Here is a 26,156-nt window from a genome sequence, read left to right as displayed (position 1 = left end):
ACCAACAAAATACCCCTTTTGGCCTACTTTCACAAAAAAACTCCGCGACCCTACCTATAAGGCCAGCTTACTGGCAGGCAATTCCGTGCCCTTTCTGCTGCCAGGTGGCTCCGCACCAAAAAAAACTTAGTGTAATTCCGTGCCTTAGTGCCTTTGTGGCTAAAAAAAAACCGTCATTCCCACACCTTCACTGCACCAACCCCTCTACCCCCTGCAAAGTCTCATGTACTTGGACAGAAAAGATTACTTTGGCATACACAATTCAAAATCAGCTTAAATCATTCTGTTCACGATGATGAAATACCTACTTTCTATGCTGGCATTGGTACTCAGTTGCAGTGCCTTTGCCCAAACCGACACCACTGCTGTTCAGCAGGATTCCGTCAAAAAAGAAGACAGTAAGGAGCCACTGCCGCTGGAGGCTACCCGCAGTATTAAGATCAATACCGACAACGGCACCTGGCTTTCGCTCGACGTTAGCCCCGACGGGAAGACCATTGCTTTTGATCTCCTGGGCGACCTCTATACGCTGCCCATTACCGGCGGAAAAGCTACCCGCATTACCGAAGGCCTGGCCTTTGATTCCCAACCCAAGTTTTCGCCCGACGGCAAATCGCTCCTCTTCCTATCCGATCGCAGCGGCGGCAACAACGCCTGGATCATGGACCTGGAAAAAGGCGACAGCACCCAGGTCACCCAAGGCAACAACGACAATATGCAGTCGGCCGAGTGGACGCCCGATGGACAGTACATCGTTACCAGCCAGGGCACGCGTAACCTCAAACTACACATCTACCATCGCGATGGAGGCTCCGGGGCGCAGTTGATCAAAACGCCCGAGACGCTAAAAACCGTAGAACCTGCTTTTGGTGCCGACGAGCGCTACATCTGGTTTTCGCAACGCAGGGGAGCCTGGCAGTACAATGCTGAATTTCCGCAATACCAGCTGGCGACCTACGATCGCGAGACCGGCAAAATAGCCACGCAAAGCGCCCGCTACGGCTCGGCCTTCACCCCCACCCTTTCGCCCGACGGCAAATGGCTGGTATACGGTAGCCGCTGGAACGACCAGACCGGCCTGATGGCCCGCAACCTGGAAAATGGTGACGAAAAATGGCTGGCCTACCCCGTGCAGCGCGACGAGCAAGAGTCGATCGCACCGCTGGGCGTGCTTCCGGCCATGTCATTTACCCCCGACAGCAAGCACCTAATTGCTTCTTACGGTGGCAAAATCTACAAACTCGCCATGGATGGTGGCGATGCCGTCAACATCCCCTTCCAGGTGGAGGAAGAACTGGCCGTTGGCCCACGCCTGAAGTTCAACTACCCCATCAGCGATGACCCCATGATGGAGGTGACCCAAATTCGCGACCCAAAAGTTTCGCCCAACGGCAAGCAGGTCGTGTTTACGGCCCTCAACCGCCTCTACGTCATGGACCTCCCCGCTGGTACGCCGCGCCGCCTCACCAACTTCAACTACACGGAGGCCATGCCCACCTGGAGCCCCGATAGCAAGCAGATCGCTTTTGTGACCTGGAACGACAGCGATGGAGGCTACCTCTACAAAGTCAACGCAGCCGGTGGCACTGCTCCTGTCCGACTGACGGAGATGGCCGGCGTCTACTCGGAGCCCGCCTGGAGTTGGACCAAAGATCGGATCGTGTTCATGAAAGGAACCAAGCAGACCTACAAAGATGGCGACAGCCCCTTCACCTTCGGCACCCAGGACGAACTGCGCTGGATTGCAGCCAGTGGCGGCGAGAGCACGCTGATTGAAAAAAGTAAAAACCGGGCAACGCCCCATTTTGTCAAGGGTAACGACCGCATCTACCTCTACGGTAGCGAAGGCTTGCAGTCTATCCGCTGGGACGGTACCGATGAAAAGACCATCGTAAAAATTACCGGAATCACCGTCTACGGATCACTCCATGATATTCTTGACCACCATCACCATAGTCTGCCAGAAACCGCTACCGAGCCGCAGAAAAAGCCTTCCAATGCCGACCTCATCCTCATGGCACCAGAGGGAGATCAGGCGATGGCTAAGATCAACAATGAGATTTATACCGTCACCATCCCCTATCTGGGTGGCGAAACCATTACCATCAATGTAGCGGATGCCAGCAAAGCCGCTTTCCCGGCACGGAAGCTCACCAAAATCGGAGGAGAATTCCCCAGCTGGAGCAGTGATGCCAAACTGGCCTACTGGTCGATCGGCAACGCCTTCTTCACTTACGACCTGGCCGCAGGCAAAGCCCGCGACGAGGAAATAGCCGCCAAGAAAAAAGCCGAAGCGGCGGAAAAAGCGGCCGAAGCCAAGAAGAAAAAGGAAGAAGGAGACGAAGAGGGGGAAGACAAGAAAGAAGAGAAAAAGGACGAGGAGAAAAAAGAGGAAGACAAGCCCTACGAAGCCGCTGAAATGCGGATCAAGGTAGAAGTACCCCGCGATATGCCCAAGGGCACGGTACTGCTGCGCAACGCTCGGGTAATCACCATGAAGGGCGACGAAATTTTCGAACAGGGCGACATCCTCATCGAAAACAACCGCATCAAGCAGGTCGGCGCGGCCGGCAGCATCACCGTAGGTACGGGGGTCAAGACCATGGACCTGAGCGGCAAGACCATTGTGCCCGGCTTTGTGGATACCCACGCCCACATGTGGCCAGCCTGGGGGTTGCACAAAAACCAGATCTGGATTTACGCGGCCAACCTCGCCTACGGCGTCACGACGACCCGCGACCCGCAGACGGCCACAACCGATGTACTCACCTACGCCGATATGGTGGACGCCGGTATGATGTATGGTCCTCGGGTATATTCTACCGGTCCTGGGGTAGGCTTCTGGGCGTACAACATCAAGAGCCTGGAACAGGCGCGGGAGGTCCTCAAGCAGTACTCGGAGTATTACCACACTAAGACCATCAAGATGTACCTCACAGGCAATCGCCAGCACCGTCAGTGGATCATCATGGCCGCTAAGGAACAAGGCTTGATGCCCACCACTGAAGGCGGGCTGGACTTCAAACTGAACGTGACGCAAATTCTGGATGGCTATCCGGGGCACGAACACGCCTTCCCCATCTACCCGCTCTACGAAGACTTCAAGACCTTTGTAGCGGAATCGCGCACAACCTACACCCCTACCCTGCTGGTGGCTTATGGTGGCCCTTGGGCAGAGAATTACTACTACGCTACAGAAAATGTACAGGGCGACCCCAAGCTCAATTTCTACACCCCAAAATCGGAGCTGGACGCTAAATCTCGTCGCCGGAATGCGGGTTGGTTCATGAAGGAAGAGCACGTTTTTGAAGACCACGCGGTATTTGTCAAAGACCTGGTGGAAGCCGGTGGTTTGGCAGGCGTAGGCTCGCATGGACAGCTACAGGGATTGGGCTACCACTGGGAATTGTGGAGCGTACAATCGGGAGGACTCAAAGAACACGACGCGCTGAAAGTAGCGACCATTCTCGGTGCCGAATCGATTGGACTTGAGCAAGATCTCGGTAGCATTAAAGCTGGTAAGATTGCCGATTTGGTCATCTTGGGTAAAAACCCGCTCGAAGATATTCGCAACTCCAATACGGTAGAGATGGTCATGAAAAACGGCCGCCTCTTCAACGCGGAGAACCTGGACGAGGTGTACCCTCAGGCGCGCAAAGCCCCCGCTTTTGAGTGGCACCAGGCTGCGCCGGAAGGTGTACCGGGTATCCGTAAATAAGCGCTTGTTTGTTCTCGGGCAACTTCCAGTTGTCCGAGAACATTTTTTAAGACGCCCCCTTAATTTGTAGATTAGGAATAAAATCTTTAACATTGCTCTTCTTGGATTTATAGAACATCTTTTTTCGCCAGCCATTTTCTACAGCTTATCCCTGTGGAATTAAGAGAAGTGTGTTTTCAAAAACACTGATGTTGTTACATCTTTTCTCAAGGCAGGTTCCTTTCACTAGCCATTACTAACGTACGCTGCGTTTGGGCGATAAGCCATTCGTAACGCAACTTTTTGCGCTTCAACAAGCGCTCGGTACGCTACTAAGTGCAATCGTAAACTGCAATCTAGATTTTCACCGATAGCACAGGGTTTAGGCGACTGAACCATGCTGCTTTTGGTTACGCTCCTATCGGGTAGTCCATCGTCTTTGCAGGATGGATGTTCCCCGAAAGGAATATTACTTTTTACTCACTAAACTTTTGAAAATGAAGTATTTAATCACCCTACTTTTACTGGGCACAGTGCCACTCCTGGCCCAAGACATTTCCGTAACGGGTACGGTTACGGATGATGCGGACGGACAACCGCTGATTGGCGTTAATATCCTGGTTGAAGGTACTGCTACGGGTACCGTTACCGACCTTGATGGTAGTTACCGCCTTTCGGTACCTGCCGATGCAACCCTGGTATTCTCCTACACAGGATACACGCCAGAAACGGTTGCTGTGAATGGTCGAAAAATCATTGACTTGACCCTCACTGCGGGCACTCGCCTGGATGAAGTGGTGGTAACAGCACTGGGAATCTCCCGCGAAAAGAAAGCCCTGGGCTATGCCGTCCAGGAACTCGACGGTGATGATCTGGCGGCAACGCAGGAGAGCAACCTGGTCAATTCGCTACAAGGAAAAGTAGCGGGTGTACTGATCAACAGTTCATCAGGTGCTCCGGGAGCGGGCTCCAACATCGTTATCCGGGGGATTACCTCTTTTGGTGACAACAACCAGCCGCTTTTTGTGGTGGATGGGGTACCCATTGATAACAGTACCATTGCGGGAAACAACCTCCCCAGTGCGGGTTCAAATTCTCCTGGCAGTTCCGAGCAATCCAGCTTTACCAACCGGGCAGCAGATATCAACCCAGCTGATATTGCCAGTATTTCGGTACTGAAAGGACCTGCGGCAACGGCGCTTTATGGCCTCCGGGCAGCGAATGGCGTTATCCTAATTACTACTAAAACCGGTACCGCTGGCAAAGCCCAGGTGTCCTTGAATTCGTCGTATGGTATTTCAGAAATCGCCAAACGCCCCGAATACCAGCAAGTTTACCGCGAAGGTCGTTTTGGTAGACTACGCTTCAATGGCGACGGCTCGCCTTTGCGTTTTCAGCAGTTTGGACCAAAAATTTACCCCGGCCTGACGCCACAGTTTGATCCGATTGATGACTTCTTCCAAAGTGGCTATTCTCAGGATCACTCCCTGAGCATTTCCGGAGGATCAGAGCAAGCAACTTACGCAACCTCTTTCTCCTACCTCGACCAGGAAGGGATTATCCCCAATTCTACTTGGAGCCGTATCACCGGACGTTTGTCTGGAACCGTCAAAGCATCTGACAAGCTCAAATTTACGGGTTCCGTCAACTACACCAATTCCGGGGGTAATAAACCTCACTCGGGCGACAAATCGATCTTATCTTCGCTGAGCTACCACGTTACCAGTTTTGATGTAAACGACTACATCAACGCCGACGGTACCCAGCGGGATTATTCGGATGGGATCATTGATAGCCCTCGCTACTTGGCCGAATTTTCTACCCTCAATGACGATGTCGACCGCTTTTTGGGCAACATGGGCTTCACCTATGAGCCTACCGATTGGTTTTCGCTGAGCTATCGTGCCGGTCTGGACTTCTACAATGACTCTCGGGTGCGTATCGTGCCTGCCGGGCTGGATGTTTCTTCTCAGGTAGGTGGGTTTATCATTGAAACCGACATCGACCAGCGCCAATTTAACGGTACGCTGACCTTGAATTTCAAAAAACAGCTTACCGATAAAATCGGAGCCAACCTGTTGTTGGGACACGAAATGAATGAACGCCGCAGCGAAACCACCAATGTCCGTGGGGAACGCTTCACGGAACCCGACTTCTATCACCTCAGCAATACGGAAGTCAGCTTTATTGACAACAGCAAGTCTTTGCGTCGGATCGTCAGTGGCTTTGGCCTTTTGAGTATTGATTTCGACAATGCGATCTACCTGGATATTACTGGCCGTAACGACTGGTCGAGCACGCTGCCGATAGCCAATCAGTCGTTCTTCTATCCTTCAGCGAGCTTGTCTTTGGTGCTTTCTGATATGTTAAACCTGCCGAGTTTTGTAAGCTTTGCGAAACTACGTGGTTCCGTAGCACAAGTTGCAAAAGATACCAACCCTTACCTGATTGGTACTTTGTATGGCCAAGACCCTGCGTTTCCACAGTTTGGCACCAATGGCTTCCGCCTGAATTCTGTTTTTGGTGACCTCAACCTCAAACCAGAAACGACTACTTCTTCGGAAGTTGGTGTTGATTTGCGTTTTTTCAACAACCGCCTGGGGCTTGATGTAACGTATTATCAGCAGAACTCTAAAGATCAGATTTTGCAGGTGCCTGTTTCCAATACGACTGGTTTCTCCCGCTTTCTTACCAATGCCGGTGAGATTGAGAACAAGGGGATCGAAGTACTGTTGAACGCTACACCCGTCAAGCGCGGCGATTTCACCTGGGATGCTTCGCTGAACTACACCCGCAATCGCGGTAAAGTAATTTCTATCCGCGATGGTATTGAAGAAATTGTCCGTTTTGAAGGCACGGGTGGCATCACTTACAAGCTCGTCCCTGGTGGGCAAGTAGGTGATTTGTTTGGCTACGCTTTCAATCGTGATGATGCAGGTAATTTGATCATTGGCAGCGATGGTTTCCCCTCAATCAACCAGGACACATTAGTAAAAGTAGGCAATGCGCTACCCAACTTCACTGCTGGCCTGACCAATACATTCCGCTACAAAGGCCTGGGCTTGTCGGTCCTTTTGGAATGGCGTGATGGAGGGGACATGGTTGATATGGGCATCCGTAATAGTATTCGAAACGGTCTTCCTGCACAAACAGCTCGTCAGTACGAGGAGGTTATTTTTAATGGCGTTACCGAAACGGGCGAACCCAATACCCAGCCAGTGGAAATCACCGGAGAGAGTCTCTACCGTAGTTTCGCACGCTATAACGGTGCGGCAGAAATCATCCTTGAGGATGCTTCCTGGTTCCGTATCCGTCGCGCAAGCGTCTTCTACGATTTACCCAAATCATTGTTAGGAGGTGGTAAGTTTATTTCCACCGCTAGGGTGACCCTGACGGGGAACAACCTCTTCATCAACACGCCTTTCCGTGGCTTTGATCCAGAGACCAATTACCTGGGTTCAGGTTCCAGTATTTACGGATTCACGGGTCTTCAGACACCAGGAGTCCGGACCTACACGGCCAGCCTCAACCTTACCTTTTAACCCTCCTTTTTTTCAATAAAAAACTGATTATTATGCGCAAGCATTTCAAATATATTATCCCTTCATTGCTCCTGGTATTTTCACTGACCAATTGTGAAGACTACCTGGACGTCAATGATGACCCCAACAACCTCACCGAGGTGGGTTTGTCTTCCTTGCTACCTGCCATTGAATTCAGATTAGCTGATGCTCAATATTCAGTATCTTATCAAGCAGCGCAAGCTACGCAGCAGACGGCTTCTTATTTTGGCTATTTCGAAAATTTCCGCATGGGTGATGCGTGGAGCATCCTCTACCTGCGGGTATTGGCCAATGCGGATATCTTGGCTCGCCAGGCCGCAGCCGCACAAGTCCCCAACTACGAAGGGATTGCTTATGCCATCCAGGCTTACGCCTTAAGTACCGTGACCGACAGCTGGGAAGCAGCTCCCTGGTCTGAAGCTTTTGACGGCAGCAACAACCTGGAGCCTGTGTTTGATGAGCAGCAAGAGCTGTATGCAACCATCAATACTTTACTGGATAAGGCCACTCCTCTGTTGGAGTATGAGGTCGTGGATTGTGACAACGAGATTTGCGTAAGTGCTGGTAGTGACCTGATTTACGGCGGCGATATGAGCAAATGGCTGAAGATGGTCAGTGCATTACGTGCTCGCATGGCAATCCACCTTTTGAATAAAGGAACAGCAAACGCGACAGCAGCCATTAACGCAGCAAATCAAGCCTTTACCAGTAATGACGATGACTTCGAATTTGCGTACAACGACGTAGAACGCAACCCTGCACATACAGGCATTGCGCTAGCCGTAAATACCGGCAACTTCACCGTGGCCCCGGGAGGCTATGCCGTAAGATTGCTCAACGGCGAGCTCTACAATGTAGCTGATCCCCGTCTTGAAATCTTATTTGGCAACGAAACCGAGTATATCGGTATCGACAGCTACGATGATGATGCTCCAGCTAATACGGTCGATTTCTCGGAAACGACTTTCCACAGCCGCGAACAGACCCCCATGTTTATGCTCACTTACGCAGAGATGAAATTCATCGAAGCTGAGGCACAACTGGCGCTCGGACAGACCGGCCCTGCCTACACGGCTTACCTTGCCGGCATCCAGGCCAGCATGGACAAGTACGGCGTAGACCCTGCTGCGGCTGATGCTTACCTCAATGATCCGGTCGTTGCCGTTGGAGCAGCAGCATTGACCAACGAACTGATCATGAAAGAGAAGTACATTGCCCTTTATTTCAACTACGAAGTATGGACGGATATGCGTCGTTACAACTACAGCAGCAACGTCTACCGCAACTTTGTCATTCCGGATACGGATCGATTTGGTGGGCCTGCTCAACGGGCACTCTATCCTACGGATGAGTTCAACCGTAATGGTGCAGAAGTAAGTAAAGTCGTTCGCGACTTTGAAACACAGATGTGGCGAGATCTTAACTAAGTACCAGGTATTTAGTAGAGCCCGCCTGGCCAAGCGGACAGGGGTATAGGGATTTTGATGATCCCTTATTCAGCCCCACTCATTTTTTAATTCAAAAGACAATTATTATGAAATCTATTCATATTAGCATTTTTCTTTCTCTACTGGTTGTAGGCTTTAGCTCTTGTTACGAAGAGCCAGATTGGCTGGCCGAGAACGTAACGCCCGGACGCGGCAACTTTCCGGTCATTTCTACTTTCGGCACCACCAATGGCAGCGAATTTGCTGCTGGCGAAACGGTCCAGTTGGACTTGCGCTTCTTCTCCGTCGATGAGATTGATCGTATCGTTCTTTCCAGCATCATTGATGCAGTGGAGACGGAGGAAGAAACCTTTGCTTACACCCCCAATTTTGCGGAAGACAGCCAGACCGATAAGCTCCTGATGAGTTATACCATTCCGGCAAATCTACCCGCTACAGTAACCAAGGTTATCCTCAAGGTAGAGATCATCAACAAAAATGGTCTGACCAGAGACGCGAGCGTTACCGTGGATATTCTTATGTAAAGTAATGTTTGATTTATAAAGTTCTCGGGCAAGGCAACTTGTCCGAGAACTACTTTGTGTAAAAGACATTATCCTGAAAACAGAAAATTATTACGACCTTCTCGACGAATAAAAACTGATCGTCATGAATGCGCTACGCGAGCAATACCTTGCTTTAGAACAGTTCACCTACCTCAACTCCTGCTCCTCTGGTCTGATGTCGAAGGACTTATTGGCCTTTCGGCGAAACCTAGACGAGGAGTACCAGCTTCAGGGGAGTAATTTTCGGGCAGGCGTTTACGATAAAATTAAGGAAATCAAATCCGTAGCAGCAAGCATCTTTGGCGGCCATCCGGAGCGAACAGCGCTGATTCCCAGTTGCTCGCACGGCATCAATATGGTGCTGGATGCTTTGGCCAATGGCCAGAAAGTCTTGCACCTACCGGGAGACTACCCCTCGATAGTATGGCCATTTACGAGTAGAAATTTCGTTTGTACAACTTTAGGTACCAAAGGACCTGAGGCCTATACTTTGGAAACGCTTAGCGCAGCCATCGAATCGCAGCGCATTGAAATCCTGGCGGTCAGCGCGGTGCAGTATTCCAATGGGGAGATCATCCCTCCTGCTACCTTTCGGGTACTGAAAGACCGCTTTCCTGGGTTGCTCATCATCGTCGACGCCACGCAGTTTTTGGGCATTGCACCTTTTCATTTTCACGAAAGTGGGATTGATGTATTCGTTGCCAGTGCCTTCAAGTGGCTGTGTGCGGGCTACGGCAACGGCGTTCTTTTTCTCAGTGAACAAATGGAACAGTTGCTCGACTCGCAGCTCAGGGGCTACAATACCTACAAGCAACCGCGCCAGGAAGGTACTCCCACCCTCGGAGAGTATTTTGAGCCCGGCCACCAGGATTTACTGGCTTTCCAGTCGCTGTGCTTTCAAATAGAGCAACATCAGGCTATTGGTTTTGATAATATTCAAGCCCAAATCCGCAAAGTAAAAACCTACGCTCGGGAGATGATCGCGACAGAAACGCCCTACGCCATCATCACTTCAGAAGATCCCGGCGTGGCCTCGGGCATCCTTTCGGTAGATGCACCCCCTCCCTTGGTCAAGCAACTCAATGCGCAGCAAGTCGTATGTTCCTACAACCGAGGGCTGCGCTTGGGGATTCATTTTTATAATAACGAGGAGGATATTGATCGCTTGGTGGGGGTGATGAGGGCAGTAACGGGTAATTGACACCAGCAGAGAATAAATTAGCCACAGTGGCACGGAGATTTTTATTTTGGTAATTTTATCCGATAAATAAAAAAAGGCATGGGCTTAGAATTGAATAGTTAAAATGGATAAAAGTATTTTCACAGAGCTGACCAACTACCTAAAAAGGATACCTACTATAAACTCGGATATAGCTACAGGTGTCGGTGAAGATGGCTTATGGTGGGTTAAATTCCAAATAGACATTGATCATAAATTAGCGTGGCAAACGGTTCAGGAATTGGGAAGCGTAGTTAACTATCTTTCATTTGAAGAGAGATTGCCGACAATATTCTATCCTGTATCGCCGGCACCTTATATAAATGGAGGTCCAAAGAATTTTCTTAGTTGGGTGATAGAAACAGAAGATAAAGATTTCGCACCCCAAACCTTGAAAGAATGGCTGGAAGGTAGATTGCCGAACCCAGTAGATAATCTAGAAGAATGGGATATCGATGATTGAAAGGTGAGAAGAAGGACTTTGCCTAATCCTGTTAGCTCAAAAAGCTAGTAATTCTCACTTTACTCATTTAAATAGATTTAACTTTGCTGCTACTTCGTGGTTCCGGGCTTCAGCCCTACGGTTGGGACACATTTCCAAAAAATAAAGGACTTGATCAAGAATAAACACCTCGGAGAGGTGTAATATTGGTAGAACAAGGATAAAGGGAAGCTATACGACCTCGGATGAGGTCGCACAATAGGAAATATCGGCCTCCATTTTGATGATTTCTAACCAACCAGTCAGTGTGGATTGATATTCGACCTCATCCGAGGTCGCTTTAACTCCAATGAACATGGTTCTTCCAATATATGACCTCTCCGAGGTCAAAATCTTACACAAAGATGTGTCCCAACCGTAGGGCTTCAGTCCACTCTTTCTTTACATGAAACCTAGAGCGAAACCTGCTAAAGCAAGCGTGACGAGCCCAAATACTTCAGTCGGTATAGATACGTTTCAACTGGTTTTAGTCAGAGTGTTCAAATTTAGGTGTCTCGCGCAAAGCCTAACCCTTACACACTTCCAACACTTACCCCTTCACACCAGCTTATTTCCAACTTCCTCCCGACACCTTGGGACCCTCTTCCGACTTTTAGTGGGAGCTTCAAGGCTCAGGATTTTCACCACCCCCCCTCCAACAATCGCCCACTCAATCTCAGCAGCTCCAACTCGCGTTGTTTGGCCAACAATTGAGCCTGCAAAAAGCGGGTATTGGCATTGACAACATTGAGCTGGATGAGGCGAAAATCTACATTGGTCAAAGCACCGAGTTCGTATTGGCGTTGGGCGATGAAGAGGGCTTCTTGCGCCGCTGCGAGGCTCTGCTGCTCCAGTTCGGTCTGACGAACTCGGCTCTGCCAACGGGCGTAGGCTACTTGCAATGCGGCTTCCGTCTCCAGGATCAGGTCTTCGGTGCGGAGTTGTTCGGTTTGCACCTGGATGAGGCTGTTCTGGCGTTGGACTTCTTCGCGACCACCAGTGAAGAGGTTGAAGCGGACGCGGATGCCATACTCTGGGCCAAAGCTACGGTTGGATTGCAGGAAACCAACCTCATTGGCCTGCCGATTAAAGCCAAAGCTGCTGTACAGCTCCACTTCGGGAAATAAGGCTCCCTTGCGGATATCTACTTCGCTGATGGCAATAAGCTCAGCCAGTTGTTGTTGGTTGAGAGAGGCATTGTTGGCACGGGCACTTGCCGCCAGCGTGGGTAGTTCGAGGCTGGGGTTGAGCTGGATGCTGTCAGTAGTTTGAATGGGGGCTACCAGGTCGCGGTTGATCAGGCGATTGATAGCGATGGTCAGCTCCTGAATTTGCGCCAATTGATTGACGATCAGCGCACTGTCGGTATTACAGTCTACACGAGCGAGTTGTACATCGAGCATATTGGAATTCCCCAGCTCATAAGATCGTTCCGTAAAATCCAGGCGTTCCTGTGAAACATCCAGCGATTCCCGAAAGGCAGCAAGCAGCTGATTTTCTTGCTGTAGCTGATAGTAAGTGCTGGCCAGATCCGCGACCGTTTGTTCCATAAAGAACCGGGTGTCGGCTTTACTCAACTGCTGAAGCTGGGCAAGTTGATCCTTGCGGGCAAACATCGCCAGACCATCAAAAACCACCCAGCTGGCTTCCAGATTGGCGGAAGTCGCCGTACTCTTGGCGTTGTTGGCTTGCTGGGAATCTCCCGTAAAAAATTGCTGCTGAGAATTGTTGATGGAAGTACGGCGCTGGGCAGTAATATTCACTTCCGGTAGCATACCGGCATTGCCCCGCGTATTGTTGTTGGCGGTAATCAGTTCGGTATTGCGAACGATGCGGATTTGGTAGTTTTCCTGTAAAGCGCGCTCAATGAGTTGGGCCAAGCTCAACTGAATTTCGCCTTGCTCGGCCTGGGCTTGCCCTTTCGTAGGACAAGCAATAGCAGCGAAGAAAACCATGGCGATTAGTAACCTCCTAAAGTTATACATACTATACCGTTTTGTCTTCCAGCAAAGTCTTGTCTTTCTTACTGGTTATGATCGTATAAAGTACCGGAATCACATAAAGGGTCAGTACCAGCGAAAACACCAGTCCACCAATGATGGCGACCCCCATTGGGATGCGGCTGGTAGAACCACCACCCAAAGCGAGCGCAATAGGCATCGCCCCCAGAATGGTAGCCATACTGGTCATGAGGATAGGGCGAAAACGTTGAGCCGCCGCGTCTACCGCTGCCGCTTCGATGCCCAATCCGTCCTGGCGGCGCTGGTTGGCAAACTCTACAATGAGGATACCATTTTTGGTTACAATGCCTACAAGGACAATCATCCCGATCTGGCTAAAAATATTGAGGGTATGGCCAAACAACCACAAAGCCAGGATTGCCCCACCGATGGCCAGTGGCACTGTCAGCATGATGGTAAAAGGATCGCGGAAACTTTCAAATTGCCCAGACAAAGCCAGGTAAACCAAAATCAAGGCCAATAAAAAGGCAAAAACCAAACTTCCCGAGCTTTCACTAAATTCTTTGGAGGTGCCGGCCAGGCTGGTCGAATAGGTCTCATCCAGTAAATCCTTAGCAATAGCCTCCATTTCCTCTATGCCTTGCCCTATAGTAATGCCATCCTTAGGTGCCGCCGAGAAGGTAGCTGCCGCAAACCGATTATAGCGATACAACTGCGGAGGGCTGCTGGCAAAACTGGTTTTTACCAAATTATCCAACTGCACGGGTTCTCCCAGATCGTTACGGACCGTAATTTTCCCAATATCAGAAGGTTCATCACGCGCTGAACGGATCGCTTCACCAATGACGAAATATTGTTTGCCATCTTTAACAAAATATCCAAAGCGCTGTCCGCTGTAGAGCAACTGTAAGGTTTGAGCAATATCCGCCACCTGTACGCCCATTTCACGAGCCTTGTTACGATCAATCTCTACGGTCAGTTCCGGTTTATTGAATTTCAAATCAAGGTCCACCGCATCGAAAACCGGACTTTCACTGGCCCGGGCCATGAACGCCGGGATGATTTCTTTCAGCTCCTTAATGGTCGGCGCCTGCACGACAAACTGAACGGGCAGCCCACGGCCTCCACCACCCACTTGAATGGTTTGTTCCTGGATCACAAATGAGCGTGCGAAATTATACTCCCGCATTTTCGCACTTAGTTCGCTGGCCAACTGCATTTGGCTCTTTTCGCGCTGCGACGAGGGGTACAAGGTCAGCCGTACAAAGCCGCTGTTGATACTGTTGGAAGAGCCAAACCCGGGAGCCGTTACGGAGAGTAAGGATTCCTTTTCCGGCAAGGTATCCGTCATATCCACAATCTGCTTGATGTACTCATCCATCATCTCGTAAGATGTCCCCTCCGGTGCGGTGGAAAAAATGCGCAAACGGCCCTTGTCTTCCAGCGGTGCCAACTCGGAAGGGAGTAAACGTCCTATCCCGAAAACCATGGCCACCGAAGCCAGAATAATTACAAAAGAAAGCCATTTGTGATTCATAAAGCCCTGTAGCGAGCTTTCGTACCGATTGCCCAAACCTTTCAGGCCATCGCCAATCCAATTGCTCAACTTGCTCTTGGGGCGACCTTTTTTCAAAATCCGCGAACACATCATCGGAGTCAGGCTCAAACTCACAAAGGAAGAAATGATCACACTACCTACCACCACTACACCAAACTCACGGAAGAGGCGTCCGGTGACCCCCTGAAGGAAAATTACCGGCAGAAACACCGCAACCAAGGTAATGGTGGTAGAAATGACCGCAAAGAATATTTCTCGCGAACCAGAAAAGGCAGCCTGTACCCTGTCCTCGCCCTTTTCTACCTTGGCGTAAATGTTTTCCATCACCACAATGGCATCATCCACCACCAATCCGGTAGCGAGAACTACGCCCAGCAGCGTAAGAATATTGATCGAAAAATCGGCGATGTACATCACGAAAAAGGCACCAATCAAAGAAATGGGGATCGCCAATACCGGGATCAGTGTTGTGCGCCAATTCCTTAAGAAGAAAAAGATCACCAGTACCACCAGTCCGAAGGCGATGAAAACGGTCTGCTGCACTTCTTCAATAGCGCGACGGATGCTGATGGTGGTATCCAGGGCTACCCCGAGTTCGATATCTTCGGGTAGGTCTTTTTTGATTTGTTCTACCCGGCGTTTGACTTCATCAACAATTTCAATGTAGTTGGAGCCGGGCTGGGGTTGGATGGCAATACCGATCATCGGAATGCCGCCGTTACCGCGCAGAAGGCTGCGTTCGTTCTGTGGGCTGAGGCGGGCTTGCCCTACGTCTTTGAGGCGAATCAAGGTATTCCCCCGTTTTGCGATAAGCAGATCATTGAATTCCTCCTCGGTCGACAAACGACCAAAGGTACGGATGGTCAATTCCGTGCGGTAACCTTCAATACGGCCACTGGGTAGTTCGACATTTTGCGATTGCAAGGCATTGCGCACATCCAAGGGGGTAAGTTCAAAAGCTGCCAGCCGATCGGGGTCCAAGGCGAGGCGCATGGCGTAGCGTTTGTCGCCCCAGATATTGATTTCGCTGACACCGCTGATGGTCTGCAAGCGCTCTTTGAACATATTGAGACCAATATCAGAAAGCTCTAGCAAACTACGTTTGCCACTCTGTACCGTCAGGGCAAAAATCGTTTGCGCATCAGCGTCACTTTTCTGCACGATCGGAGGATCAGCATCTGGCGGCAAACTACGGATGGCTTGTGAGACCTTGTCGCGAATATCGTTGGCCGCATTGTCCATGTTGACGCCCAGGTCAAATTCTACCCGTATCGTACTACGACCATCGGCACTGGTAGAACTCATGGTATTAATGCCGCTGACGCTATTGATTTCTTCTTCAAGTGGTTCGGTGATCTGCGACTCCATAATATCCGCACTGGAGCCCGTGTAATTGGTCGTCACCGTAACGATCGGCGGATCCACACTGGGGTATTCCCGGATACCGAGGTAGCTAAACCCGATGGCTCCAAAAAGGAGGATGACGATGGTAAACACCATGGCCAGCACCGGGCGCTGGATACTTAACGAGGAGAGATTCATAAGCTTAGTTATCCATTTTTTCGACCACGATTTCTTTTCCTGCCGCCACTTTCATGCCGTCTTCTGCCTGTAAGAGGCCTGCGACCATCACCGTATCGCCGCTACTCAGTCCTTCCTGAATTTGTAGCAAACGGGGCAGGCGTACCCCTGGCTTGACTTTCACGGCCCTGATCGTCCCCCCTGAAATCTGGTAGACAATCTGATCATCCAACTGAGGAATTACCGCCTCGGTAGGTAGCAGTAACGCATCGGGAATACTGTCTAAAGTCAGGTTCACTTCGGCGAAAGCCCCTGCAATGAGCTTACCCTCCCGGTTGGGCACCCGAGCACGGATGCGCAGCGCACGGGTGGATTCATTGATGACGGGCTCGCTCGCGTAGACCGTCCCTTCGTAGGAAACATCCTGGCCAGCTACGGTAAAACGTACGGCCTGGCCTTTTTTTATTTGGGGAGCGTAGCGCTCAGGCACATTGAATTCCAGCTTCAGCGGGTCAAGCTGCACCAGCCGGGCCACGGGTGCACCCACTTGCAGATACGCACCAGGACTCACAGAACGCAGGCCTATCTGCCCACTAAAAGGGGCACGGATGAGTGCGTAGTCGATCATTACCTCCAGCTCCTGCTGGTCTGCTTCGATGGTGGCTACCTGTAGGGCAGCATTGTCTACTTCGGCCTGGCTGACGCCTTTGATTTTGAGGAGTTCCTCTTGCCGGGTCAGGTTGGTCTTGGCGGTTTGGAGTTGGGCCGCTAACTTTTGCCGTTGTGCAACCCACTGCCGATCGTCTAGCTTGACGAGCATTTGCCCCTTGGTTACACGTTCTCCTTCCTGAAAATGGATGCTGGTAATCAAGCCCGATGTTTGGGCACTGAGCATGGCAGATTCACCGGCCATCAGCGTTCCCGTGAGGCTAATTTTATTAGCAATCGGGCGGGCCTCCAGCACAACGTAATCAGCTTGCATCACTTTAGCAGGTGTTGCACCATTGCCAATCGCTGCCGCTTCTTCCTTGCAACTTCCCAATACCAGCATGGTAAAGCCGAGTAGTAAATAATTAATTGTCCTCATTATTCGGTACGAAATGAATTTGAAATTTAGTATCACCTCCTGATTGTAAGGCATGGTACATCTGTTCTAGTGCAAGCTCTATATTACTGATTCCCAAAGCTCTTGCCTCTTCCAAACAAACAACATTACTCTGCTTTAAAGCTTTTTTGATCGCTGGAATCATGGCCTTTGCCTTGGGGCTTAGTTCCAGCAAATGGGCCCGCCGATCTTGTGGATTCTGAACACGTCGAATACACTTTTCTGCTTCTAGGTAGTCTAGCATTCTTACTATAGACGCTTTGTCCATGTAAAGCTCTTCTCCCAACAGGGTTTGGTTAATATCTCCCTGATAGGATTCAATGACCACCAAAGCGTAGTAATATCGCTTCAGTGGCAAATCCTTTAATTGAGCAGTAAAGTGATCAGCATAAGCTTTCGCTAATTCACTGAAGACTTTACCGAAAGGAAGAATATTACTATTATGATCTGTCAAAAGTTGAGATTGAAATAGTTTACACTGCAAACTATTGTAGCGAAACACGAATTACCGAAATTTGTTCCATTGCCGCTACGAACGAGGTTTGCTTATCTGTGAATGCCCCTTATGGTGATGTTAATGGAGATGTGGATAGGCGCGAGTTCTCTATACTGTAGACCTCGCCGGCCAGTCGGACAGGAGATTCAAGGTAGCGGACTTGCAAGAAAAAAGTGAACAAAACCTTGTCCGCCATTGGTGAAGGGTAAAAAAGAACAGGCAAGCTATCCATTCCCCCGATGGTAGCCTGCCTGTTTACTAAATAGTTACGTCAATTTTACTGCACGACAATCCGTTGGGCCGGAATCAGTCGGCCGTTAGCATCGATAGCTTGTAGATAATAAATTCCTGCTGGAAGCTGCGCAGGAATCTCTACCGTGCATTCTTTTCCTTGGTTATTTACCGCAGGAACGCTGATCATTTGCCCCTGCTGATTCAGCAATCGCATGGAGCCAGCCGTAAATTCCTGATCCAGTTGGACCCTCAAGGTGCCACCACGAGGTACTGGATTAGGGGAGATACGCAAGTGAGCGGTGCTCAATTCGCGGGTACTGGAAATCAAATTAGCCGCCCGGGGCCGGTAAATAAAATCATCGACCGTACCAGCAGTAACATTCATCCGCACTACGGGTGCTTCCAGGCCGGGCGTTAAAAAGACAAATACCTGATCGGTGGCCATCATTCCCTGGCTTACCCCAAAAGGTGCTGTTAGCTCAGGTGGTGCGACCATCCCTGCCACAAAGAAACTGTCAATGGACGAACGGTCTATTTGCACGAGTAGTACATCAATGGGCGGCGAAGGGCTCTGATCCTCTAATGGGATGATCACCTGGCCATAACCAATCACGGAGTGACTTTCGGCGTAGTAACGGCGAGTTTCAACTGGCGCATTGGTGAGTCCAAAGGCCGCAACGCTTAGCGAGAGACGCGACCGTTCAAGACGGGCACCTTCGTAAGTGTCCTGGTAGGTCATTGGAAATGTTAATTCATTTACTCGGCCTTCGTAGACAGAGGTGTCTGCTAAATACTTGAAGGTATCGTCAGGGTTGCCCGTAATCGTCGTAAGTGGGAAGCTCGTCTCAGCGATCAGTCGCCCGATAGCATAAAAGCCATCCTCGTCAGCCGCGTCGTAAAATACGGCATCGGCGTCAAATCCCACAAACCTTAGCACACCTGGCGTTCCACTGTATGCTTCGGTAAAAATAGGACTGTCTCGCTCATCGGTGATCTCTACTACCCTTGGAAAATCTAAAGCAACATTGGAATAATCCCACACCTGGGCTGCTCCACCCGTGGGGGCCGTTAATCCACCCGTGAGCCCAAAATAAACGCTATCCGTATATCCTGCCGGAGGGGTACTGTTTTCAGCCGTGAGGATAATTTGTGCTCCGGCCGTCGTCCAAAGTACGACCAGGAAAAATAAGGTGATAGACGGGACAAAAATAACTGATCCCATTTTTGGCTTGGCTTTATGCACTAAGCTTAGGAATACTTGCACGAAGCGTGTGCATAAAGACAAGCCTCCAGAAAAAATGGAATCAGTTATTTCCGTCAAACTACTTGGTGTAATTGTACTTAATTGCATGGTTTTGCTTTTTGATGAAAAAAGTGTCACACGGTACTTTTCCGTGCTTAACCCAAAGGTGGGGGCAAGACCATGCGGAGCGTTAGCAAAAACAAGACGACTTGTATAAATTTCAGAAAAGGAGTTGCAATTTTGGGACATTCTTATAAAAAACAGGCCAGCAAGAGCACTACAAGCTCCCCGGCGTTTGCCCGAATTTTTCGCGGAAGCACTTCACAAAATAGGCAGTACTGCTAAAGCCCGTAGCCAGCGCAACCTCGGATACATTGCCCTCTTGCCGCTCCAGCATCAGCAGTGCTTTTTGTAAGCGGTAGTTTCGAATAAATGGATTGGCCGACAAGTCGGTGAGGGCGCTGAGCTTGCGATTAAGGTGCCGCCGGCTCATCCCGATTTCCTCAGCGAGCACGTCTACACTAAACTGTTCATTGTCCAGGTGAGTATCAAGAACGGCATATACTTGTTCCAGAAATGCCCGGTCGGTTGCGTTCATTTGAGGGTCAATGACCGCTTGTTCGGCGGGCTCGGTAAACTGCTGGCGCAGTTGTTGGCGGGAGGCGATCAGATTGCGGACCCGTAATTGGAGTTCTTCGGTATCAAAAGGCTTGAGCAAGTAATCATCGGCTCCTTCATCCAGTCCGTGCAATTTCTCTTCCCGGGCCGCTTTAGCTGTTAGTAAGATGAGTGGAATGTGACTCGTTCGCTGATCGTTTTTCAAGGTGCGGCAGACTTCGTAACCATTTTTCTTGGGCATCATCACATCGCTGATGATGAGATCGGGCTGGTATTCCAGGGCTTTATCAATACCATCCTGCCCATCGGCGGCTTCTAGTAAGCGATAATGCTGGCGCAGATTCTGCTTAATATAAAACCGGACATCTTCATGGTCTTCTATGATCAACACGAGCGGAGTGCTACTGCTGTGGCGATCAAGGGGTAAAAAGGGAAGTTGATGATCGGTAGCAGGAACAAGCTCCTTGTCAGGAAAAGTGAATGTGGACGATGATGTACGCATGAAAATCTCCTCTTCTTTTTGTTCGCCAGCGGGATTACTCACCACAGGAAAACGAAGCCGGAAAGAAGTTCGTTTGTTTTCGATACTTCGTACGTCGATGGTTCCGCCGTGCAGGTGGACCAGCTCTTTGACCAAAGTCAGTCCTATTCCGGTACCGGGAACGTCCTCCGTTTTCGCCTCATCCGCCTGAAAAAAGCGGTTGAAAATATGGGGCAACTGATCGGCAGGGATACCTCGCCCGGTATCTTTCACCAAGACGGTTACCCATTCTTCCTTCACCGTAAGGAGTACTGATACCTCCTCCGAAACTTTGGTAAATTTAAAAGCATTGGACAAGAGGTTATTGAAGATTTGTTCCATCTTAGCAGGGTCGACTGCTAGTGTCAATTCATCCACTTCACTGGCAAAATGCAGCCGCACACCTTGCTGTTCCGCAAAGGATTCGAAAGACATGACGATCCCCTTCAGCAAGGCTGGAAAATTCACCTGCTGCAAGTCCAGCTTCATCTTACCAGCTTCTAACTTAGAAAGGTCCAGGATTTGGTTGATCAAGTTCAGTAGGCGTTCCGCATTGCGGTGCATGAGGCCCATCAGTTTGCGATCTTCGGGGTCGGGCTGCTTCTCTTTTAGTTGATTGAGTGGCCCCATAATCAAGGTCAGCGGTGTGCGAAATTCATGAGAGATGTTCGCAAAAAAGCGGGATTTGAGCTGATCGAGTTCCTGAAAACGGTCTTTTTCGCGGCGGATGGTATCTATTCGGGTAAACAGATCATAGAATAAGACAGCGGCAAAGATAATTGTGCTCAACTGAAAAATATTAAAGAAACTACCTAATAATCCAGTTTTAGTTAGCTGTAGAATATGGATACCCGACGCTAAAATAAGAATCAGGGCCATTCTAAACAATATCTTTCCTTTTGGTTCTTTGCGCCAGGCAGCCATCCCTATCACAAAAAAACACAAGACAATCCAAAAAAGGAGCATGAGATTATGATAATGCCCCAAGACCTCTCTACTTATAAATAAAGGAGCCAAATGAGCAAAAGCCTCCATGAGAATAATATAGATGAAAGCAATGCGAACATAACTTCGGTAACGCTGCCATAAATCCAGATAATTGACAACAAAAAGACTGAAGCAAAAAACGATACCTGAAATGGCCGAGTACAAAAACAAATACCGCTGATGAGGAAAATAATCAATTAAAAACGTATCCGATACTCTATGTATGATCATAAAAAAACAGCCAAAGCTGAGCATCAGTCCCCCAAAATAGAGAAATATACGATCCCGGAACAGACTGTACATATAAAAGCTCAACAAGCAAAAAAGCACCATAAAACCCAAATAGAAAAACGACCAGACAATGGGTACAATAATGAACTTGTTGATGGGTGCTATGGATGCTACGCTAAATAATCGATTAAGACGAATATAACGTTTGGTACTGGGCAGGCGAACCCGAAAGCGCAACCAAAAAGTCTTGGTTTCTCCGGGGAGGAGACTTAATGGCGTCGTATTATAGACGGACGGAGAATGCTTGTCCCAGATCGAGACCCCCTCCCCGGTGATTTGCAGGTTAGTTACCTGATCCCCAACAGTCGTGTAGGTCCACATCGAATCTATATCCCAAATCGTGCCAAAAAACTCATTACGAAACACCTTACTTTGATTGCTGAGTTCCACATTTGTCCAGAGATAATAGATGGTATCGGGCATCTCTACTTGCTTGGGATCAACGAACACCAAGCTGGAATCGGCCAAAACATCTGCTATCGTAAGCTCCCCGATGGAATCGACGATAAATCGCATTTCCTCTTCAAACCAGATGTTTTGCTCTTCATCGTCTTCATAGGTGTATTGTATAATTTGCCCCTGTGTCAGCGGTAAGAGCGCACCAAAAAATAAAAGCGTAAGTAACGGTATTTTCATATACAAGCAGGTGTTTCAGACTCCAAAATATTACACGAAAACAATTAATGCTTACAAAGTAGCATTTTCTAAATTTACAATTATTATTTTTCAACTCCCCCCGAAGGATTGCTCATCTTGTGCTGTCTCAACAATACAATTTTCTGGATTGATTTTTTCTGTAAATAAAGAACATGAAGTACTCCTATTTTTCTCTCCTGATTTTCTTCTGCAACAGCAGTTTTGCCCAGGAATTCTATAACATGGCCAATATCCAAACCATAGAAATCACCTTTGCGCAAAGCAACTGGGATCAATTGCTGGACGCCGAATACGCCGGAAGCGGAGGCTACATCATGGCCCAAAATGTGGTTATCAATGGAGAAGTCTTTGACAGTGTAGGCGTAAAATACAAGGGCAACAGTACCTACAACGCCAACCAAGTGAAGAACCCTTTCCACATTGAACTGGACACCTACAAGGACCAGGAGTACGATGGTTATACGGACATAAAACTCAGCAATGTTGCCAAAGATCCTTCCTTTCTGCGGGAAGTATTGTCTTACCAAATTCTGCGGCAGTACATGGATGCACCGCTCTCTAACTACGCCAACGTGTACGTCAACGGCAACCTGATTGGACTTTACAGCAACTCGGAATCCATCTCCAAGAAATTTGTCAACAGCCGGTTTTATTCCAATACTAATACCTTCTTCAAGTGCAATCCCCCCGATGGCGCGGGGCCACAATCCAACGATTACCCCAATTTGCGCTACCTCGGCCAGGACAGTACTGATTATTACGATGCCTACGAGTTGAAATCCGATGGCGGTTGGCAAGAACTGATAGACTTGTGTGATACGCTCGCCAACGAACTGGGAGCTATTGAGCAAATTCTCGACGTTGATCGTGCGCTATGGATGCTGGCGTTCAACAATGTTTTGGTGAATCTTGATAGCTACATCGGGGCTTTCGCCCAAAACTATTACCTCTACCGCACCGATTATGGTCAGTTTGTGCCTGTCATCTGGGACTTGAACGAATCCTTCGGCCGGTTCTCCAGTACGGGTAGTAGTAACCTTAGTAGCACCACCGCCAAACAGCAGATGAGCCACCTGCTGCATCAAAACGACGTCGCCTTTCCACTGGTCCAAAAGCTATTGAGTGTGCCGATTTACAGACGGATGTATATTGCTCACTGCAAGACTATCCTGTTGGAAAATTTCGACAATGGTACGTACGTAACGACGGCAGAAACCCTGCAAAACACCATCGACGCGGCAGTTCAGGCGGACAACAATAAGTTTTTCACCTACGCCAACTTTCTCAGCAACCTGACCAACGACATCAATGGTGCCCCCGGCCCTGGTGGTGGAGCAACACCGGGAATCACCAACCTGATGGATGGTAGAGCAACCTACCTTTTGGGTTTAGCCGATTTCAACCAAACAACGCCAGCCATTTCCAACATTACGGTATCTGATCCTACGCCAGTGGTTAATACCCCGGTTACGATTTCTGCTTTTGTGTCGGATGAGAATGCCGTATTTGTGGGGTATCGCAGTGAACGTGGTGCTCCATTTACCCGAATCCCCATGTACGACGATGGCTTGCACAATGATGGTGCAGCCAACGACGGTACCTACGCTACGGAGCTGCCGATCAATAACACTTTTGTTCAATATTACCTCTACGCGGAAAACAACAACGCCGGTATTTTCTCGCCCCAAAGAGCAGAACATGAGTTCCACAGCCTGACGGCCACCGTTTCTGATCCTATGGTAGAAGATTTGGTGATCAATGAATTTATGGCCTCCAACGACATTACCGCCGCTGACCAGGATGGTGAGTTTGATGATTGGGTGGAGCTGTACAACAACAGCAGCGAAGGAATAAGCCTTGACGGATATTACCTAACGGATGATGCCGATGATCTTATGAAGTGGGCCTTCCCTGCGGGTACTTCCATTGCCAGCAACGGCTACCTCATCATCTGGGCAGACGACGACGAAGAGCAGGAGGGCCTCCATACCAACTTCAAATTATCCGCTGCTGCGGAAGCAGTGTTACTCGTTGATCCCACTGGTACTATTGTCGACGAAGTAAGCTACATCAATCAAGTGACAGACGTCTCTTACGGCCGCTATCCCAACGGCACGGGTGATTTTCAATCCATGAGCCCCACCTTCAACGCTGAAAATACAGGAACCACTTCGACCAGCGATCCCTTCGTCAAGCAGCAAGAGATTAAAGTCTATCCTAATCCAGCGAACGATAGCTTTACCCTAAGCATTGACGGAAAAACAGAGGACAAGCAAATCGTGCTGATCTACAACCTCAATGGCACCAAAGTGTACCAAGGCATGATTCGGCAAAAGACCCAAATAGATGTTTCTTACTGGCCCACAGGGCTTTATGTGATCAAAATTGGAAATGCCGTTACTAAGGTGGTGGTGGAATGATGTTGATCATCTCCTAGTTGAACAAAAAAGGCGGCCAAAGATGGGTCGCCTTTTTTGGTTGATATATAAGACTTGTGTTTGAAAAAACAACTCAAAAACATTACTTATTTAAATACTAATCATTAAAAGTATAGATAAAAACTTATAATCAAAAAAACAGACCTTTGCCCTGTCAATGTGATTAAGCAATAATATCATTCTTAATTAGAAACTGTTCAGCAAATGCAAAAGTCAATGAACAAGCATGTAAATTCTTCTTTTCTTCCTTTAATCGCTAGCCTGGGTCTTCTGGTTTTTGTGATCTGGTTGTCACTCGCTAACAATGGGTTATTTCTACCTCAATTGCTGGTTTCAGGTGTTATCATTTTAATTCTTGTGGGTATGAAGACGTTGTCCTCCTCCCAACTATCAGACTAATCCTTATGGAGCATTCTTTTTGCAGGAATGCTCCATGATTTTCCCTCCTCCATCTTTATTCTTTTCTCATCGGCAATAGCTTGCCCATAACCCTTTATGTCTATAATGGATTTACATCTACTGATTGACAACTTAAGTAACCCTGCACTGCTGTTTTTTTTCCTAGGTATTTTGGCTACTCAGCTGAAAAGTGATTTGGAAATACCGGAAGGATCTTCCAAATTTATTTCGCTGTATCTTTTGCTTTCCATTGGTTTCAAAGGCGGCCAGGAACTTTCTCACAGCCAATTGGACATGGAAATTTTCTGGTCAATTGCAGCGGGAATTCTACTAGCCATCATCGTCCCACTGTATACTTTTTACTTGCTTCGGCGCAAGTTCAATGTCTACAATTCAGGTGCCATAGCCGCCTCTTATGGGTCGGTAAGTGCGGTAACGTTCGTAACGGCGATCTCCTTTTTGGAAATGGAGCAGATTCCTTTTGGTGGACATATGGTAGCAGTGATGGCATTGATGGAGGCACCCTCGATTATCGTGGGCGTATTGCTGATAGCTATTTACAATAAAGAACGTGCGGAAAAGCCTGCTCTGGGTAAGATTGTTCGCCACGCCGTCACCAATGGCAGTGTACTGCTGATCCTTGGTAGCTTGGCCATCGGCCTCCTGGCCAGCGAGCAACAAGCAGAAGGGATCAAACCTTTTACGACAGATATTTTCAAAGGTTTTCTTGCGGTTTTCCTTTTGGACATGGGAATTACCAGTGGTAAAAAAATTGCTGCATTTATCAAAAAAGGGTGGTTTGCTTTCGCGTTCGCCATTGTTATTCCACTGTTCAATGGTTGTGTGGTAGCACTAGCCAGTGATACCTTTAGCGATAGCACAGGCAACCGTTTTTTGTTGTCAATTCTTGCTGCCAGTGCTTCGTATATTGCGGTACCGGCAGCCATGCGACTGGCGGCTCCTAAAGCTAATCCAAGTCTTTATTTACCTATGGCACTGGCGATTACCTTTCCCTTTAACATTACCTTGGGAATGCCGATTTACCTCTATTTGATTCAATTGGGGGCTGCGGTGGTGTAGTTTTTCCCAAGTTTTTTTTGGGGGTATGCTTAGGTCTTTGCACTTATTATCGGTGGGGTTGCTATGATGATAGCAGGGGTACCTTGTCTGTTTGT

At 48.9% G+C, this 26,156-nt stretch carries 14 protein-coding genes; 8 read left to right on the top strand and 6 right to left on the bottom strand.

Annotated features, from left to right (window positions below; genetic code table 11):
• Positions 1-292: 292 nt before the first annotated feature.
• The 6 genes from AB0L18_RS17310 (at position 293) to AB0L18_RS17285 (ending at position 10,935) form a co-directional block, all read left to right on the top strand.
• Entirely contained in the window at positions 293-3,718 is a 3,426-nt protein-coding gene (locus AB0L18_RS17310; RefSeq protein ID WP_367388566.1) for an amidohydrolase family protein, read from the top strand.
• A gap of 476 nt (positions 3,719-4,194) precedes the next feature.
• Positions 4,195-7,239 (top strand): SusC/RagA family TonB-linked outer membrane protein, encoded by a 3,045-nt coding sequence (locus AB0L18_RS17305; RefSeq protein WP_367388565.1) that lies wholly within the window; start codon positions 4,195-4,197, stop codon positions 7,237-7,239.
• A gap of 32 nt (positions 7,240-7,271) precedes the next feature.
• Entirely contained in the window at positions 7,272-8,687 is a 1,416-nt protein-coding gene (locus AB0L18_RS17300) for a SusD/RagB family nutrient-binding outer membrane lipoprotein (protein WP_367388564.1), read from the top strand.
• Positions 8,688-8,794: 107 nt separating this feature from the next.
• Positions 8,795-9,232, top strand: coding sequence for a hypothetical protein (locus tag AB0L18_RS17295; RefSeq protein WP_367388563.1), 438 nt, complete (start codon positions 8,795-8,797; stop codon positions 9,230-9,232).
• 124 nt (positions 9,233-9,356) lie between these two features.
• The gene (locus AB0L18_RS17290; RefSeq protein ID WP_367388562.1) at positions 9,357-10,454 is read left to right on the top strand and encodes an aminotransferase class V-fold PLP-dependent enzyme; all 1,098 of its coding nucleotides are present in this window, start codon (positions 9,357-9,359) and stop codon (positions 10,452-10,454) included.
• A gap of 103 nt (positions 10,455-10,557) precedes the next feature.
• A complete protein-coding gene (locus tag AB0L18_RS17285; RefSeq protein WP_367388561.1) occupies positions 10,558-10,935 on the top strand; it encodes a hypothetical protein in 378 nt (125 codons plus the stop codon).
• Positions 10,936-11,594: 659 nt separating this feature from the next.
• Here the strand turns inward: AB0L18_RS17285 and AB0L18_RS17280 are convergent.
• The 6 genes from AB0L18_RS17280 to AB0L18_RS17255 all read right to left on the bottom strand — a co-directional run bounded on the left by AB0L18_RS17280 (position 11,595) and on the right by AB0L18_RS17255 (position 22,123).
• Entirely contained in the window at positions 11,595-12,938 is a 1,344-nt protein-coding gene (locus AB0L18_RS17280) for a TolC family protein (RefSeq protein WP_367388560.1), read from the bottom strand.
• Between the two features lies 1 nt (position 12,939).
• Positions 12,940-16,014 (bottom strand): efflux RND transporter permease subunit, encoded by a 3,075-nt coding sequence (locus AB0L18_RS17275; protein ID WP_367388559.1) that lies wholly within the window; start codon positions 16,012-16,014, stop codon positions 12,940-12,942.
• A 4-nt stretch (positions 16,015-16,018) separates the two neighbouring features.
• On the bottom strand, positions 16,019-17,080 hold the full coding sequence (locus AB0L18_RS17270; protein WP_367388558.1) for an efflux RND transporter periplasmic adaptor subunit: 1,062 nt from the start codon (positions 17,078-17,080) through the stop codon (positions 16,019-16,021).
• On the bottom strand, positions 17,067-17,552 hold the full coding sequence (locus AB0L18_RS17265; RefSeq protein ID WP_367388557.1) for a MarR family winged helix-turn-helix transcriptional regulator: 486 nt from the start codon (positions 17,550-17,552) through the stop codon (positions 17,067-17,069). Before AB0L18_RS17265 ends, AB0L18_RS17270 begins: the two co-directional genes overlap by 14 nt.
• A gap of 319 nt (positions 17,553-17,871) precedes the next feature.
• Positions 17,872-19,050: a T9SS type A sorting domain-containing protein gene (locus AB0L18_RS17260; RefSeq protein WP_367388556.1), complete on the bottom strand. Its 1,179-nt coding sequence runs from the start codon at positions 19,048-19,050 to the stop codon at positions 17,872-17,874.
• Between the two features lie 298 nt (positions 19,051-19,348).
• Complete coding sequence (locus AB0L18_RS17255; RefSeq protein ID WP_367388555.1) at positions 19,349-22,123, bottom strand: ATP-binding protein; 2,775 nt, start codon at positions 22,121-22,123, stop codon at positions 19,349-19,351.
• 173 nt (positions 22,124-22,296) lie between these two features.
• Here AB0L18_RS17255 and AB0L18_RS17250 point away from each other — a divergent pair, with 173 nt between their 5' ends.
• Together AB0L18_RS17250 and AB0L18_RS17245 are read left to right on the top strand one after the other, a co-directional pair.
• Positions 22,297-24,564, top strand: a complete 2,268-nt coding sequence (locus AB0L18_RS17250) for a CotH kinase family protein (protein WP_367388554.1) — start codon at positions 22,297-22,299, stop codon at positions 24,562-24,564.
• Between the two features lie 522 nt (positions 24,565-25,086).
• Positions 25,087-26,061 (top strand): sodium-dependent bicarbonate transport family permease, encoded by a 975-nt coding sequence (locus AB0L18_RS17245; protein ID WP_367388553.1) that lies wholly within the window; start codon positions 25,087-25,089, stop codon positions 26,059-26,061.
• Positions 26,062-26,156 lie beyond the last annotated feature (95 nt).

Source organism: Lewinella sp. LCG006 (genome assembly GCF_040784935.1).
Classification (GTDB): Bacteria; Bacteroidota; Bacteroidia; order Chitinophagales; family Saprospiraceae; genus Lewinella.
The sequence above is the reverse complement of the archived record's forward strand: the minus strand, read 5'-3'. Positions and strand labels throughout refer to the sequence as shown.